The organism is Microcystis sp. T1-4 (assembly GCF_000297435.1).
Classification (GTDB): Bacteria; Cyanobacteriota; Cyanobacteriia; order Cyanobacteriales; family Microcystaceae; genus Microcystis.
Genome location: NZ_CAIP01000442.1, coordinates 1 through 15,783, shown reverse-complemented (window position 1 = coordinate 15,783; position 15,783 = coordinate 1). Strand labels below are relative to the sequence as shown.

The 15,783-nt window shown below is 44.0% G+C and carries 12 protein-coding genes and 1 CRISPR repeat array; of the genes, 7 read left to right on the top strand and 5 right to left on the bottom strand.

Going from position 1 to position 15,783, the window contains the following annotated elements:
• Positions 1 to 131: 131 nt before the first annotated feature.
• The 3 genes from MICAI_RS22105 to MICAI_RS22095 form a co-directional block, all read right to left on the bottom strand.
• Complete coding sequence (locus MICAI_RS22105) at positions 132 to 1,880, bottom strand: ribonuclease J (protein WP_008207303.1); 1,749 nt, start codon at positions 1,878 to 1,880, stop codon at positions 132 to 134.
• Between the two features lie 239 nt (positions 1,881 to 2,119).
• The gene (dapA, locus tag MICAI_RS22100; protein WP_008207302.1) at positions 2,120 to 3,013 is read right to left on the bottom strand and encodes a 4-hydroxy-tetrahydrodipicolinate synthase; all 894 of its coding nucleotides are present in this window, start codon (positions 3,011 to 3,013) and stop codon (positions 2,120 to 2,122) included.
• Positions 3,014 to 3,422: 409 nt separating this feature from the next.
• On the bottom strand, positions 3,423 to 4,460 hold the full coding sequence (locus tag MICAI_RS22095; protein WP_008207301.1) for an aspartate-semialdehyde dehydrogenase: 1,038 nt from the start codon (positions 4,458 to 4,460) through the stop codon (positions 3,423 to 3,425).
• A 324-nt stretch (positions 4,461 to 4,784) separates the two neighbouring features.
• Between MICAI_RS22095 and tig the strand changes: the two genes are divergently transcribed.
• The 5 genes from tig to MICAI_RS22070 all read left to right on the top strand — a co-directional run bounded on the left by tig (position 4,785) and on the right by MICAI_RS22070 (position 9,774).
• A complete protein-coding gene (gene tig, locus MICAI_RS22090; protein WP_008207300.1) occupies positions 4,785 to 6,182 on the top strand; it encodes a trigger factor in 1,398 nt (465 codons plus the stop codon).
• 478 nt (positions 6,183 to 6,660) lie between these two features.
• The gene (gene clpP, locus MICAI_RS22085; protein WP_002736918.1) at positions 6,661 to 7,362 is read left to right on the top strand and encodes an ATP-dependent Clp endopeptidase proteolytic subunit ClpP; all 702 of its coding nucleotides are present in this window, start codon (positions 6,661 to 6,663) and stop codon (positions 7,360 to 7,362) included.
• Between the two features lie 11 nt (positions 7,363 to 7,373).
• Positions 7,374 to 8,708: an ATP-dependent protease ATP-binding subunit ClpX gene (clpX, locus tag MICAI_RS22080; protein WP_008207299.1), complete on the top strand. Its 1,335-nt coding sequence runs from the start codon at positions 7,374 to 7,376 to the stop codon at positions 8,706 to 8,708.
• Between the two features lie 21 nt (positions 8,709 to 8,729).
• Entirely contained in the window at positions 8,730 to 8,939 is a 210-nt protein-coding gene (locus MICAI_RS22075) for a hypothetical protein (protein ID WP_004160464.1), read from the top strand.
• Positions 8,917 to 9,774: an alpha/beta fold hydrolase gene (locus MICAI_RS22070; RefSeq protein WP_008207296.1), complete on the top strand. Its 858-nt coding sequence runs from the start codon at positions 8,917 to 8,919 to the stop codon at positions 9,772 to 9,774. The genes MICAI_RS22075 and MICAI_RS22070 overlap by 23 nt, the downstream gene beginning before the upstream one ends.
• A gap of 12 nt (positions 9,775 to 9,786) precedes the next feature.
• Here MICAI_RS22070 and MICAI_RS22065 read toward each other — a convergent pair whose 3' ends face one another.
• The gene (locus tag MICAI_RS22065) at positions 9,787 to 10,737 is read right to left on the bottom strand and encodes an undecaprenyl-diphosphate phosphatase (RefSeq protein WP_008207294.1); all 951 of its coding nucleotides are present in this window, start codon (positions 10,735 to 10,737) and stop codon (positions 9,787 to 9,789) included.
• Between the two features lie 370 nt (positions 10,738 to 11,107).
• Here MICAI_RS22065 and MICAI_RS22060 point away from each other — a divergent pair, with 370 nt between their 5' ends.
• Together MICAI_RS22060 and dps are read left to right on the top strand one after the other, a co-directional pair.
• Positions 11,108 to 11,839, top strand: a complete 732-nt coding sequence (locus MICAI_RS22060; RefSeq protein ID WP_008207293.1) for a glutathione peroxidase — start codon at positions 11,108 to 11,110, stop codon at positions 11,837 to 11,839.
• Between the two features lie 39 nt (positions 11,840 to 11,878).
• The gene (dps, locus tag MICAI_RS22055) at positions 11,879 to 12,412 is read left to right on the top strand and encodes a DNA starvation/stationary phase protection protein Dps (protein ID WP_008207290.1); all 534 of its coding nucleotides are present in this window, start codon (positions 11,879 to 11,881) and stop codon (positions 12,410 to 12,412) included.
• Between the two features lie 43 nt (positions 12,413 to 12,455).
• Here the strand turns inward: dps and MICAI_RS22050 are convergent, their stop codons facing one another.
• A complete protein-coding gene (locus tag MICAI_RS22050; RefSeq protein WP_008207289.1) occupies positions 12,456 to 13,739 on the bottom strand; it encodes a protein kinase domain-containing protein in 1,284 nt (427 codons plus the stop codon).
• 649 nt (positions 13,740 to 14,388) lie between these two features.
• A CRISPR array of direct repeats spans positions 14,389 to 15,376; the repeat unit is 36 nt; unit sequence GTTTCCAACTAATCCTATTTGACCTAATAGGTAAGG.
• Between the last annotated feature and the right edge of the window lie 407 nt (positions 15,377 to 15,783).

The following is a 15,783-nucleotide window of genomic DNA, read 5'->3' as shown; positions in this document are numbered from 1 at the left end:
TAACAGTTATCAGATTTGAGTTTTAAGTGAGCAGTATGTGTTAAGTGACCAGTATTAAATAGCAGTTTCTTGCCATCTTTTCACTGTTTACTGATCACTGATTACTGATTACTGCTCACTGCTCACTGCTATTAGGAGGCCATGGTGGCTGCGGGACGACGGCGGCGATAAGTACGATTGTTCGCTGGTTCCGTTGCCGCCGCTTGTAGGAGGAAGATCACTAGAGGTTGACTCTGTAACTCCCGTTTGATTAAACGCTGCAAAGTCGTCTCGATTTCGGCCCGCAAACCGGCCCAATCCTGAATCCCCGTGGCGGTTTTAAATTCACCGATGCGATCGCTTAAACAGCGTTCGATCGCCCGAATAATTAACTGATTCAGCAGCGAGATTTCCACTTTTGTCACCACACCGCGCAAATTAATCTCTGGAGGTGCGCTTAATTGTCCCTCCCCGTTAACGAAGGCCGCGATCGTAATCACACCATCTTCAGCTAACTGTTGTCTTTCCTGCATAATGTGTTCGTGGACTACACCCGCTTGATCGACTAACTCGATTCCCGAAGGCACTGGCGCGCCGAGACCAATGCGATCGCCAGTTAACTCGATCGTGTCACCATTTTTGACAATTACCATATTTTCGGCGGGAATACCCATACTTTGGGCCATCTGAGCGTGTTTGACCAGCATTCGGTGTTCTCCATGCACTGGCACAAAAAACTTCGGCCGGGTCAAAGATAGCATCAATTTATGGTCTTCTTGGGAACCATGGCCGGAAACGTGAATTCCCTTATCGCGTCCGTAAACCACGTTAGCACCCTGCATCATCAGGCGATCAATTGTATTGACCACGGCGATGGTATTACCCGGAATCGGATTAGCGGAAAAGACAATCGTATCCCCCTGACGCACGCGAATATGAGGATGTTCACCCTTAGAAATCCGCGTCATGGCCGCTAAAGGTTCCCCCTGGGAGCCTGTGGTTAAAATGACGATTTTATCATCGGCTAAATTGCGGGTCGCTTTTAAGGGTTCAAATAGATCGTCGGGACATTTTATATACCCCAAATTACGCGCATGAGCGATGACATTTAACATCGATCGACCCACTACCACCACTTTCCGGTTAAATTTCTGGGCCAATTTCAACACCAGATTAATCCGATGCACCGAGGAGGCAAAGGTAGTGATCATAATCCGTCCCGTTGCTTGGTTAAAAACCCGCTCTAACCCAGGATAAACGGAAGCTTCCGAGGGAGTATAACCGGGTACTTCTGCGTTAGTGGAATCACTCAATAAACATAGCACCCCTTTCTCGCCATGTTCGGCAATTTTTTGTAGATCAAAAAACTCACCATCCACGGGAGTATGGTCAATTTTAAAATCTCCTGTGTGAATAACTACCCCTAAAGGAGTGTGAATTGCTACACAAAAACTATCGGCGATCGAGTGGGTATTGCGGATATATTCCACCATGAAAGATTTACCTAAACGCACCATTTGCCGAGGAGCAACGGTTTCTAATTTGGTACGATTTGCTAATCCTGCTTCTTCCAATTTATCCCGCAATAAAGCCATCGCTAGGCGCGGACCGTAGATAATTGGTACATCAAATTGTTTGAGATGGTAGGGAATGCCACCGATATGATCTTCGTGACCGTGGGTGACGATCATACCCTTAATTTTATGGCGATTTTCCCTTAGATAAGTCATATCGGGAAGCACTACATTCACCCCGTGCATATCATCGGAAGGAAAAGCTAAACCAGCATCGAGGAGAATAATCTCATCATCGTATTCAAAAACACAGGTGTTTTTGCCGATTTCGTGTAATCCTCCTAGGGGAATGATCTTTAGTTTTGCTTGGGTTTTATCTTGACTCATTAGGTATCCTTTGATGGTAAGTTATGGTGATTTTTTCGGTGGTTTTTGTAGATGGTAAATCTCAAAAAATGAATAGTTGGAATTAAGTTTAACTAGGAGGATAACACCTAGTTAAGTTCACTTATATCAATACTTTCTGACCGTTCTAAACTATATTTTTCTTCTAGTTAAGCTATTAACATTATAACCTATTTCTCGAAAAAATCCTAGTTTAGTGAGCAAGAATTTCTAGTATTTTTCTAGATTAAAGCCAATTCTTGCATAATTTTTGCTAATCCTTCTTCTAGATCGGGACTTAAGGAACATAAAGGAAGTCTTAGACCCCCCACTTCCCAACCAACTAGATTTAAGGCCGCTTTAATTGGAATTGGATTAGTGGCACAGAATAAACCTTTAAACAACGGAAATAATTTCAAGTTAATCTCGGTCGCTTTGGCCGCATCTCCGGTTAAGAAAGCTTGAATCATTGCTTGGATTTCTTCTCCCACTAGATGACTGGCAACACTGACCACTCCCACCGCACCACAGGTCATCAGGGGTAAGGTGAGAAAATCATCCCCGGAATAAATAGCGAAATTTTCAGGAGTATGACAGTAAATCTTGCAGGTTTGTTCTAAATTACCACTAGCTTCTTTTACCGCCACAATATTATCAACTGCTGCCAGTTTAATAATCGTTTCTGGGGTCATATTTTGACCCGTACGACCGGGGATATTATAAAGCATCACCGGCAGATCGGGACAAGCTTTGGCAATGGTCAGAAAATGCTCGTATAAACCCTCTTGGGGAGGTTTATTGTAGTAAGGAACCACTTGTAAAGAACCATCCAAACCCAGTTTAGCGGCCTGTTGACTAGCTTCGATCGCTTCGGAAGTGGAATTAGAACCCGTCCCCGCGATCACTTTTCCCCGACCATTAACTGCTTTTTTGACAATACTAAATAGTTCGTATTCTTCCTGCCAACTTAGGGTGGGGGATTCTCCCGTCGTCCCACAGACCACTATACCATCGCTACCGTGAGTAACTAGATAATCGGCCAACTTTTCCACCATAGCATAATTAACTTGACCCTCGACGGTGAAGGGAGTCACCATCGCCGTAATTACTCGTCCAAAATATGTTGTTTCACTCATTGATCAGTTATCAGTTATCAGTTATCAGTTATCAGCTTCTGAAGGCAAGAGGCAAAAGAAAGAATCTGGCAATCCGCTTACCTAAAAAGAAGGTTAGAAACTAAGTACATCGAGGCTTTTAGCTTAACAAATTAGGTTTTAGATTCGGTCTTTGTTATCGGGTTTTGAGCGTTCAACAATCAGCCTTTATTTATCCGATTAATTAGCTATTTTTCTAGTTAACCTCTTGCCTCATTAATTTTTGAGGTTTCAAAAACGGCAAAAATAAGGATTAAATTGCATAAAATTATTCATTCTTAATTCTCCTGACTACTGACTACCGGATCCTAACCCTAACAACCATTTTTGATTTTTACCAGAGGTCTAATTATTATCGCCTTGACCTAGCTGAAGGCCGATAGCTTAATTATCAAACTGTTGCTAATCTTGAACCGACGAGATTTTTCTTGACTAAAAGTTCGGCAATTTGTACGGCATTTAAAGCCGCACCCTTGCGAATTTGATCGCCGCATAGCCACAATTCTAGACCGTTAGGATGGGATATATCTTGACGAATGCGTCCCACTAATACTTCATCGCGACCACTAGCATCAATTGGCATGGGAAAATAATTAGCGTCCCAATCTTCCACTAATCTTACCCCCGGAGCGGACTGAAGAATTTCTCTAGCCTTCACCACAGAAAAAGGCCGACTAAATTCTAGGTTAACTGATTCCGAATGGGCCCGCAGGACGGGAACCCTCACACAGGTGGCGCTAACCCGCAGCTCTGGACAAGCAAAAATCTTGCGGGTTTCGTTGACCATTTTCATTTCCTCCTCGCAGTACCCCTGACCATTAATCGGGGTATTGTGGGGAAAAAGATTAAAAGCGAGGGGATAGGGGAAGGAATTAGTGGGAGGTTGCCGATTGTCAAGAATTGCTTGTGCTTGCTGTTTTACCTCCTCCATGGCTCGGGCCCCAGCACCACTGGCGGACTGATAAGTAGAAACTACTACTCGCTTGATCGCCTGTACTTGGTGGAGAGGCCAGATCGCCACTCCTAAAAGAATTGTCGTACAGTTGGGATTAGCGATAATGCCTCGGTGATTGTCCACACTGTCGGGATTGATTTCCGGGACAACTAAAGGCACTTCGGGATTCATGCGAAAAGCGCTGGAGTTATCGATCATCGTCGCACCCGACTCGACAATAGTTTTCGCCCAAGCTTTCGAGGTGGACCCCCCCGCAGAAGCAAGAACGATATCCACGTCCTGAAAAGAGCGCTCGTTTACCGCTTCGATTAGCAGACTTTCGCCCTGAAAATCGAGGCTTTTTCCAGCAGAACGCTCGGAAGCGAGTAATTTTAGACTAGCGAGAGGAAATTGACGACTAGCTAATAACTCTAGTAATTCCGTTCCCACGGCCCCGGTGGCCCCTAAAATAGCGACCCGTACTTTTTGACTCAAATTGTGTGACCTCCTGACGAGTTGGGTGATGATAATGATCCGAAGAAATCGTTAAAGTAAAAAATCTTTTTTGTCCACCGAGTTATTCTAAAACTTGGATTCATCGGCCTTTGATCAGCAAAATTTTCTGATTGGGCTTAACTGCCCCAAGGACGGAATAAATTAAATATACCCCATTGACCGCTAAAATAAAAAGATTGTGACAGCTTGGGGAACAACTGCAGCTATTCCCCTAGAATATCATGAGCGGGAGGGATCCAGCGCCGGCGCAAACACCGCTCACCCTATTATAAACGTTCCTTGTCGTAAGAGCTAGAAAAATCGATGAAAGTTATTCAGGAAAAGCTTCCTGCCAGTCAGATAGGTTTAGAAATTGAAATTCCCGCCGAAACCACGAAAAACACCCACGAGCAAGTGGTCAAGAATTTAGCGAAGTCGGCCAATATACCCGGTTTTCGCCCCGGCAAGGTTCCCCGTCAGATTCTTCTGCAAAGATTGGGAACTAAAGCGGTAAAAGCGGCAGTAATTGAGGAATTAATCGAAAATTGCCTCGAATCTGCCCTGAAACAGGAGGGGATCGAGTCCCTGGGTAATCCCCAGCTATTGTCTAAGTTTGAGGATTTGATCGCTGCCTATGAACCGGGTAAAGCTTTGACTTTTTCAGTTTCCGTGGATGTGGCCCCGACAATTGTTCTCGGAGATTACGAAAATCTGAGCGTTACTGCCGAAGAAACTGTTTATGATCCCGAATCCGTGGAAAATTGGTTTAAAGAGCGTCAAGAACAGTTAGCAACATTGGTTCCCGTGGAAGATCGCGGGGCGCAGCTGGGAGATGTGGCGATCGTTGATTATCGGGGAAAATCCGTCGAAACTGGCGAGGATATCCCGGATATTGACGGCGAAGATCTGCGGGTGGATATGGAACCAGGACGCTTTATCGAGGGGATGGTGGAAGGAATTGTCGGCATGAAACCGGAAGAAGTCAAAGAGATGACTTTAACTTTCCCAGAAGATTATCCCAAAGAAGATGTGGCAGCAAAAGCGGTAATTTTTACCATTACGATGAAAGAGTTAAAGGCAAAGGAATTACCAGAGCTTGACGACGATTTTGCCCAAGAAGTCAGCGATCAGGAGACAATCGCCGAATTAAGAGCAAGTTTAGAGAAACGTTTCCAAGAACAAGCGGAGAAGGAAACCAAAGACAGCATTTATGAGGCCTTAACTGAGGAATTGGTCAAAGGTGCGACTTTAGATTTACCGGAGACGCTGATCGAGAAGGAAGTGACGCATATTTTGACCCAAAGCTTCATGCAGTTCCAACAAATGGGGCTAGATGTCAACCAGTTGTTTACAAAAGATAATATTCCCAAAATGCGGGAAAGCACCCGTCCCGATGCGATCGAAAGTCTGAAACAGACTCTGGTGGTGCAGGAATTGGCTAAAGTCGCCGGCATTGAAGTCAGTGCCGAAGCGGTAACGGAAAAAATCGCCAAAATCATGGCGCAATTGTCCGATCGCGACATAGATATGCAGCGTCTGGAGCAGGTGATCACCGAAGAAATCCTGGCGGAAAACACCCTGGCATGGCTGAAAGAAAAAGCTACTATCACCCTCGTCCCCAAAGGTTCCCTAGAGGAAGAAACAAGCGAGGAGGAGGAAACAGAAGAAACCTTCGCATTCACCGAAGTGGAAGTGTTGGCAGCTGAGGCTGAGGAAGAATAACCGTAAGGAGTTAGCAGTCGTGTTGGGGTGTTGGGGTGTTGGGGTGTTGGGGTATTGGGGTATTAGTTTAATTCCCCCATTCCCCCATCCCCCCATTCCCTGATAACTCAGCAATTCTAAATTTGCGCTGTAGCAAGGGTTTCAGGTTTTAGTTCACGTAATACGGGGTAAAATTCAACGGGATTAACAAGTTCATTTTACGAGTCTTCAGGCTTTTAGGCATGATAGTACACTCAGAATTGCCCCAAAAACCCCCTTTTAAATGTTCTTTAAATCCCTAAAAGGCTTGCTGTGTCTAAAACTGATAACTGATAACTGATAACTGATAACTGATAACTGATAACTGATTCCTGCCAACCGGGGGAAACTTAGGGCATAATAGATGGACAGAAGTGCTAAAGATGCTGACACATTTGCCAGTAAAAGCTCCACAGCCAAGCAAAAACCCTAAGATTGTGATAGCGGAACCGAAAAAATTATGCTCGAATCGAGATCACCTGACTACCCAATTACCAGTAATTGTCGCCCTGCTATCTACGCCAACACGGGGAGAAACTCCCTAGCTAACGTTTTACCCGTGGTAATCGAACAGTCTGGCATGGGTGAACGGGCTTTTGATATCTATTCTCGACTCTTGCGCGAGAGAATTGTTTTTCTGGGAACTCCCGTCGATGATCAGGTCGCTGATTCGATCGTCGCCCAACTCCTCTACTTGGAGGCAGAAGATCCCGAAAAAGATATCCAACTTTATATCAACTCCCCCGGTGGTTCCGTTTATGCCGGACTGGCTATCTACGACACCATGCAACAAATTCGCCCCGACGTGGCGACAATTTGTTTCGGTTTAGCCGCTAGTATGGGAGCATTCCTGCTTTGTGGTGGCGCGGCAGGTAAACGGATGTCCCTACCCAGTAGCCGGATCATGATTCACCAACCCCTCGGCGGCGCCCAAGGTCAAGCTAGTGATATCGCCATCCAAGCCAAAGAGATCCTCTATATTAAACAGAGACTCAATACCATGCTGGCTCACCACACTGGTCAACCCTACGATCGCATCGCCAACGACACCGAACGGGACTTTTTCATGTCGGCCGTCGAAGCCAAAGAATATGGGTTAATCGATCTGGTGATTTCCCGTCCCGAACTGCCCGATCCTACCGTTCCCGTTACTTCCCTGTAAATTAATAAACTATGTCTAAATACGACTCCCACCTCAAGTGTTCATTTTGCGGCAAATCCCAGGAACAAGTGCGAAAATTAATCGCCGGGCCGGGGGTCTATATTTGTGACGAGTGTGTGGAACTGTGTAACGAAATTCTCGATGAGGAGTTGATGGAACCGCCCAGTCCGGTCGCCCCAGTGGAGGAACGTCCCAACAAACGGCGATCGGGCCAAAATAAAACCACTTGGGAACAAATTCCCAAACCAAGAGAGATTAAAAAATACCTCGATGACTACGTTATCGGTCAAAATGAGGCGAAAAAAGTGCTGTCTGTGGCCGTTTATAACCATTACAAACGCCTCAAAGATATCCAAACCCAAAAAGCCGGTGGCGGTAGTCCAGAAGATAGCATCGAACTGCAAAAATCCAATATTCTGTTAATTGGTCCCACAGGATCGGGAAAAACCCTTCTGGCTCAAACTCTGGCCAAAATCCTCGATGTACCTTTTGCTGTCGCCGATGCCACCACGTTAACCGAGGCCGGTTATGTGGGGGAAGATGTGGAAAATATTCTCTTGCGTCTGTTACAAGTGGCAGATTTAGACGTGGAAGAGGCGCAGCGGGGCATTATCTACATCGATGAAATCGATAAAATTGCCCGCAAGAGCGAAAATACCTCGATTACCCGGGATGTGTCCGGAGAAGGTGTTCAGCAAGCTTTACTGAAAATGTTAGAGGGAACGATTGCCAATGTTCCCCCCCAAGGCGGCCGCAAACACCCCTATCAGGATTGTATTCAGATTGACACCAGCAATATCCTGTTTATCTGCGGTGGGGCGTTTGTTGGTTTAGATAAGGTGATCGATCAGCGTCTCGGTAAAAAATCCATGGGCTTTATTCAACCGGGAGATGGCCAAGCTAGTAAGGATAAGGTAGCGGCAGGGTTATTAAAACAAATGACTCCCGATGATTTAGTCAAATTTGGCATGATTCCGGAGTTTGTCGGTCGGATTCCCGTCCTAGCGGCACTGTCACCCCTGGATGAGGAAGCTTTAATCGCTATCCTGACGCAACCCCGCAACGCTTTGGTGAAACAGTATCAAAAACTGTTGAAGATGGACAATGTACAGTTAGAGTTTAAATCTGATGCCGTCCTAGCGATCGCCCAAGAGGCCTATCGTCGCAAAACCGGGGCCCGGGCCCTACGGGGTATTGTCGAGGAATTAATGCTCGATGTCATGTACGAATTGCCCTCGCGCAAGGACGTGAAACGCTGTTTAATCACCCGCGAAATGGTGGAAAAACGTTCCACGGCAGATCTATTGGTTCATCCTTCCTCTCTACCCAGTCAAGAATCCGCTTAAGGGGAAAAATCGAGGTTAACCATGCTGAACACCGTTCCTGCGATCATCAAAGAAGGCCGGATCGAACTCCTCGAATCCGTGCCGATTCCGGAGGGTACTAGGGTTTTAGTCACCCTCATCCCAGAGGAGACAAACTCGGATTTCTGGCAAAAAGTCAGCGAAACTGCACTGGCTAAGATTTGGGATAATCTGGAAGACGACATCTATCATGAAAACTCAAATAATCGATAAAACAATCACTGTTCGCGGTGTTCCCCATTATTACGAGTGGATTCGACAGTCGGAATCTCCCCAAAAAAAGCCAGTGATGGTGTTTATTCATGGTTGGGGAGGATCGGGACGCTATTGGCGATCGACGGCTGCGGCAATTTGCGATCGCTTTGATTGTTTATTGTACGATATGCGCGGTTTTGGTCGGTCTAAATTGCCAGAAAAATCCCCCGATCTTTCCTACGATTTAGAAGAATATGCCCTTGATTTGGCCTTGTTTTTAGATAGTTTGGAAATGGAAAAAATCTATCTCAATAGTCACTCTATGGGGGCATCGGTGGCGACTTTTTTTATTACTATGTACCCCGAAAGAGTGGTGAAAGCAGTTTTAACCTGTAATGGCATTTTTGAGTATAATAAAGCGGCTTTTGCTGCCTTTCATAAATTCGGTAAGTATGTGGTACAGTTTCGTTATGATTGGTTTTTAAAAGTACCTTTTGCCGATCGATTATTTATGGCGAGATTCTTGCATCGATCGATCCCAAAATTAGAAAGAATTGCTTTTTTAGAGGATTTTTTAGCGGCAGATTACGAGGCCGCCCTAGGCACAATTTATACATCTGTGAGTAAAAAAGCAGTGGAAATTATGCCGGGTAAATTTGCCGAGATTAAGATACCAACTCTTTTAGTATCGGGGGAAAAAGACATTATTATCCCCGCCAAAATGGGCAAAATGGCGGCGGATTTGAATAATAATATCCAGTATGTGGAGATGGCTAATACTGCTCACTTTCCCATGTTAGAAGATGCCCCTACTTATCTACAAAAATTGCAAGATTTTTTAGAAATTAATTAGAATGCCAAAAGGTCAGGAAAAACGACCCAAGGCCACACCAATCAGGATAGTAACCCCGAAAAAGAGACGATACCAGACAAAAACCCAGGTACTCTGTTTTTTGAGATAATCTAATAACCAAGCGATCGAAAGATAGGAAAATAGCGCCGAGGAAATTACCCCAATAGCCAGGGGAATTAATTCACTGGTGTTAATCTGGTCGAGAACTCCTTTAAATTCCACTAAACCGGCTAAAGTTATCGCCGGAATCCCCAACAGAAAGGAAAATCGCGCCGCTACGGCCCTTTCTAAACCCATGAATAACCCGGCAGTTAAGGTGGACCCAGAACGAGATACCCCCGGTATTAGCGCTAAAGCTTGGGCTAATCCCATTAAAACCCCGTCTTTTTGTCGCAAAGTCTCAAAACTGCGTTTATGTTTCCCGATTTTTTCGGCCGTACCTAAGAGTAAAGACATGACTATAGAGGCACAGGCGATCGCAGTCATGCTTCTCAGGGGGGAATTATCTAAATCGGGAATGAAAAGTTTCATTAACAAACCGAAGAAAACGATCGGAATTGTGCCTAGGATAATCCCCACGGCCAAACGAAAATCCTGGGAACGATAATCGGAACTAGCCACAGCTTTCACCATTCCCGTGGATATTTGCCTTAAATCCTGCCAAAAATAGGACAATACCGCCGCAATACTGCCCAATTGAATCACTGCCGTATAGGTGACACCGGGATCTCCCCAACCCAAAAAGACGGGAATCGCTTTTAGATGAGCGGTACTGCTAATCGGCAAAAATTCCGTCACTCCCTGCACGAATCCCAAAAAAATTGCCTGTAACCAGTTAATTTTTGCCAGAGGTATGGCGCTAGTGGTTGATTGGGCAATGACGGCGGGTGTAATCGCCAAAATCACCGTTATTATCGCTAGTCCTAGCCATTTATAGCTTTTTTTCAGGAAGGGAAACATCATTTTTCAGTAAAAAAAGGGGTGGGGTGTGGGGAGAAGTGGGAATTATGAATTATCAATTATGAATTATGAATTGGGAGGTGGGGAAGTGGGGAGAAGGGAGACAGGAGACAGTATACAGGAGACAGAAGTAACTGATAACAACGGACGAATCTAAAACCTTATTTGTTCAGCTAAAAGCTTTGATGTACTTAGTTTCTAATCTTCTTTTTAGGTGGGAGAATTGCCAGATTCTTTCTTGGAGGCCCTTGCCTCTTGCCTTCAGTAACTAATTTAAGTATAAATACTTGTTGACAACTCATAGTCGTTATGAGTACACTTAATTTAGATAAACTCGAAATGAGTACGACTTAGCAATTAGGAGTTGATGATTATGTTACCAAACCGAGAAGGGAAGAGAGTTCCCGATGTCACCTTTCCCGTGCGTCAAAATAATCAATGGGTGAACATCACCAGCGAGGAATTATTCAAAGGAAAAACCGTTGTTCTTTTTGCCTTACCCGGGGCATTCACTCCCACCTGTTCCACCTCCCATTTACCCGGATATAACGAATTAGCCCCAGTTTTTCGGGAAAATGGCGTAGATGCTATTGTTTGCTTGTCGGTGAATGATACCTTTGTCATGAACGAGTGGGCAAAAGACCAAGAATGTGATAATGTCGTCTTGATTCCCGACGGTAACGGCGAATTTAGCGCAGGAATGGGGATGTTAGTCGATAAAGCTGACTTAGGTTTCGGTAAACGTTCTTGGCGCTATTCGATGCTAGTCAAAGATGGTGTTATCGAGAAAATGTTCATCGAACCGGAAGAACCGGGAGATCCTTTCAAAGTCTCCGATGCGGAAACGATGTTACACTATATCAACCCAGAAGCCAAAAAACCGCCTTTAGTCTCTCTTTTCTCGAAAGTAGGCTGTCCCTACTGCCTCCGGGCTAAGAAAATGTTAGAGGAAAAAGGCCTACAATACGAAGAAATTATCCTCGGACGGGATGCCACCAGTCGTTCTCTGCGGGCCATGAGTGGCAATACCACCACCCCACAAGTCTTCATTGACGGCAAATTAATTGGCGGTTCGGAAGAGTTAGCAGCTCATTTAGGAGCATAATTAATCAGCTATTCTGTTAACTGATCAAGGAGAAAGATTATGGTAGCCACTCCAGTCAAAACCAAAACCACGGGACAATACTACGCCACCCGCATCGATTTAGCATTAGATATCCGCAAAGCTGTGGTTGAAATCCTAAGCCAAACCCTTGCCGCTAGTTTAGACCTAAAAACTCAGGTTAAACAGGCCCACTGGAATGTAAAAGGTTTAAATTTCTACCAATTGCACAACCTCTTCGACGAAATGGCCACGGAATTAGAAGGCTATGGGGACATGGTAGCAGAACGGATTACCGCTTTAGGTGGAACCGCTTTGGGAACAGCGCGCATCGCCGCCGCTAACTCGATTCTGCCGGAATATCCGGCTGATATCGTCGATGGTAGTGAACATATCGTTGCTTTAGCCGAACGTTATGCCTTATACGCCGCCCATCTTCGTTCTGCTATTGATACCACTGGCAATCAAGGGGATGCCGACACAGCAGATCTCTATACGGAAATTTCCCGGGACATCGATAAACGTCTCTGGTTCCTAGAAGCGCATCTGATTAAATCGGAAGATGTTATCGGTTAATTTATAGATAAATTTGGGGTGTGTTAACGTAGCTTAATACACCTTAAATTCTCGTAATCGGTAAACGTAGCCAATCACTTAACTGTTGTGCCAACCAATCTAATTCGGCTTCGCTAACATCTTCACTGGCAGTGATAATATATTCTCGATGGTTGGCAACGAGAACCAGAGAAGGAGGAATAATATTAACATTTTCTCCCTGCATAGTGACGGTGACATTGCGACGAATGAGACTATAAATTTCGGAACTAGCAGCATCGGCAGTTAGTTTAAATTTCAGCCCCCAGAGTTTTTGGTAGAGAGAAACTTTTTTGGGGGTAATTTTTAACTCTAGTTCCCCCTGCCAAAAAGATTTCCATAACTGCCAAGATAAACTAGAGGAGATTAAATTGAGCAGAAAAATTAGGATAATTGGGATTAAAAAAGCGACCAGTTTGAGATCATAAATACCGACTATGGTTAAGAGGGTAATCGCAAAGAATAGGGATGGTAAAAACTGTCTTAACTGGGTTTTGAGATTATTGAAAAACTTTTGTTTGGTTTTACTAGCGATTTTTATTTGCAGGAGATTATCTGTTTTATAAACAGTAACTTCGCTGCCGTAGGGTTTGGTCAGATTGCCAATAGATACTAGGATCAATTGACAACTATATAAGCTGGCTAAAGCTTCTGTCACCGAACGAAAATGAGAGTCTGGGGGGGAGTTTGATAATCTTTTTAACCAATAGATAAAAAAAGCGCTTAGATTAGTTTTTTGTTCAAAGTTTTCGGGTATGTAACGATGCTTAATTCCCGTGGCTAAACTAATCAAACTTTTACCTATATCCTGTAAGTCCGTGGTGGGAGAATCGGAATCAAAGGCAAAATCAACTAGATAAAAACGATGGGACTGGGTATCAAAGAGGATATTACTAAGTTTAATATTGCCGTGGTTAATGGGGACATCCTGCTGATGGAGATAGGAGAGAATCTCCAAAAGATATTTGGCAATTTGTTTGAGATCTTGTTCTGCTAACAAATAACTGGAGTTAAGATAGTTTTCTAAAGGCTGCGCTGATAAATAAGGTCGGACAATAGCGATGATTTGTTCTTGGGATGAATCTATCTCAAAGCTATCGAGGTATTTGGGGAGAGATGGGTGGGAGAGTTGTCGCAATAGGGCAATTTTACCGGTTATTTCTTCGATAAACTGACTCCCTTGTCCCCTAGGAACAGAAATAAGTTTAATGATAACTAACTGGGTGGTGTGTCTGTCCCTAGCTAAGATAGTTTTTTTTCCCAGTAACTGTTGGACTTGATAACGACTATGGAGAACTCGATCGAGCATGGGGGAGAATGGAGTAAGTACTATCTCTAGGATAGCTCACTCTGGAAACCCTAGCCGCTATCTTTAGCATCCTTTTAATATTTTAACAATTGATTAAAAATTGCAACTTTACCTAGAAAGAACTGCTAGGGCAGTCCTATTTGAGTTATTTTAATTATCTATTCGCCAAGGCTGCCAGCAAGGGGAGAGCAAAAGGGAACGGTGAGCATTTCTAAGACTGTCATGACTTTTTATTGTTAGGAATCCTAACGGATTGATGAACATATTACTGTCTTAACCATGTTTCCAGTTTTAGCGAACAATCACGCCTAATTGTAGCATTTTTATCGATTTTTGTCAAGATATATTTGATAGAATTTATTAGAAAAAGGGTTTCCAATTAAAGAGGGCGAATGCAATTCGCCCCTACAATAATAATATTATTATTGTGCCAATGGTAGGGGCGCATCGCGTGCGCCCAGAATGTCCTAAGTAGGTAGGCACAATTATTTGTAGGATGGGTTAGCGGTAGCGTAACCCATGCGGGCGTTGGGTTTCATGCTTCAACCCAACCTACGTTCATTTTATATTTAATTCCACCCACCTACTTATAGATATTTCGACAAAATTGAAAGGCAGAAAAAGGGTTTATAAAGAAACCCTTTTTCTAGTTTCCAACTAATCCTATTTGACCTAATAGGTAAGGTGAGTCAACATACGATTCCGTGGATAAAATGACTCTAACGTTTCCAACTAATCCTATTTGACCTAATAGGTAAGGTCAGGATACGACAGGGGGGATGACCATGAAGCAAATGTTTCCAACTAATCCTATTTGACCTAATAGGTAAGGTACACTGTGCATCATCCTAGCGGGGAAGTGTTGAGCAGTTTCCAACTAATCCTATTTGACCTAATAGGTAAGCTTTTCTGAAGAGCTTATGCAGTTCTTGGTAGAAAAATTGTTTCCAACTAATCCTATTTGACCTAATAGGTAAGGCAGATAAATTTTGGTGGGGAAGATAAAATCCCTGGAGTTTCCAACTAATCCTATTTGGCCTAATAGGTAAGGAGATTATCAGAACCGATAACCGATTATCAAGATGGAAAAGTTTTCAACTAATCCTATTTGACCTAATAGGTAAGGCAATGCCTCTTGTGGCAGAGCAAGAGTCTTTGCAAAAGCAGGTTTCCAACTAATCCTATTTGACCTAATAGGTAAGGCATTAATGATATGTCTCAATTTATGATGGTGGCTTTATACCAGTTTCCAACTAATCCTATTTGACCTAATAGGTAAGGTGCTCCTGAAGTTTCGGAAAACCAGAAATTAATTGAAGTTTCCAACTAATCCTATTTGACCTAATAGGTAAGGTAGATATGTTGAAGACCGATGTCCCCATCAAGAAGGTTTCCAACTAATCCTATTTGACCTAATAGGTAAGGACAATGTAAAGGCTGATGGGATTGATGAAAAGTTGTTTCCAACTAATCCTATTTGACCTAATAGGTAAGGAGGTGGAGGATTTGAACAAAGAACTGGTTCCACTGCGGTTTCCAACTAATCCTATTTGACCTAATAGGTAAGGATAGTCACGGTCCCCACGTAAATGGTGCCTCTGGTTTCCAACTAATCCTATTTGACCTAATAGGTAAGGAGTACCCCTTGGAAAGTCTCATCGAGAGGGGAAGACAGACCCCCAAATCGACGCACCTGCAAAAAGAGGGTTAAAAAGTGGTTCCGGGGGGGGTAAAAGTCCCGATACCAAAGGGTAGAACCCTGACTGGGAGAGCAATCGACGCACCTCAACCAGAGAATCGGGGTTTTAGGTCGGGGAGGGGGTGCATCGATTTTCAGTCAAGAGTTGGGGGACAAGCTAGATGATGTAGAGATTTGGGGGTAGTTGAGGAGGAGAACCTCCCATCACCAACAATCTAGAGACAGCTTCTTCGGAAATCCCATAGAAGCGCACATCATCCTCTTGAGGATTGACCCTTTCTACTACTTTAGCGTACAGTTTCCGCCTCTGGATGTGTAATTAATTTTGCTTAAGTAATTATCTGT

Coding starts and splice junctions, on each gene's coding strand:
- dapA (WP_008207302.1), bottom strand. CDS start 3,013: ATGAGTGAAACAACATATTTTGGACGAGTAATTACGGCGATGGTGACT.
- MICAI_RS22050 (WP_008207289.1), bottom strand. CDS start 13,739: ATGCTCGATCGAGTTCTCCATAGTCGTTATCAAGTCCAACAGTTACTG.
- MICAI_RS22060 (WP_008207293.1), top strand. CDS start 11,108: ATGTTACCAAACCGAGAAGGGAAGAGAGTTCCCGATGTCACCTTTCCC.
- clpP (WP_002736918.1), top strand. CDS start 6,661: ATGCTCGAATCGAGATCACCTGACTACCCAATTACCAGTAATTGTCGC.
- dps (WP_008207290.1), top strand. CDS start 11,879: ATGGTAGCCACTCCAGTCAAAACCAAAACCACGGGACAATACTACGCC.
- tig (WP_008207300.1), top strand. CDS start 4,785: ATGAAAGTTATTCAGGAAAAGCTTCCTGCCAGTCAGATAGGTTTAGAA.
- clpX (WP_008207299.1), top strand. CDS start 7,374: ATGTCTAAATACGACTCCCACCTCAAGTGTTCATTTTGCGGCAAATCC.
- MICAI_RS22070 (WP_008207296.1), top strand. CDS start 8,917: ATGAAAACTCAAATAATCGATAAAACAATCACTGTTCGCGGTGTTCCC.
- MICAI_RS22075 (WP_004160464.1), top strand. CDS start 8,730: ATGCTGAACACCGTTCCTGCGATCATCAAAGAAGGCCGGATCGAACTC.
- MICAI_RS22105 (WP_008207303.1), bottom strand. CDS start 1,880: ATGAGTCAAGATAAAACCCAAGCAAAACTAAAGATCATTCCCCTAGGA.
- MICAI_RS22065 (WP_008207294.1), bottom strand. CDS start 10,737: ATGATGTTTCCCTTCCTGAAAAAAAGCTATAAATGGCTAGGACTAGCG.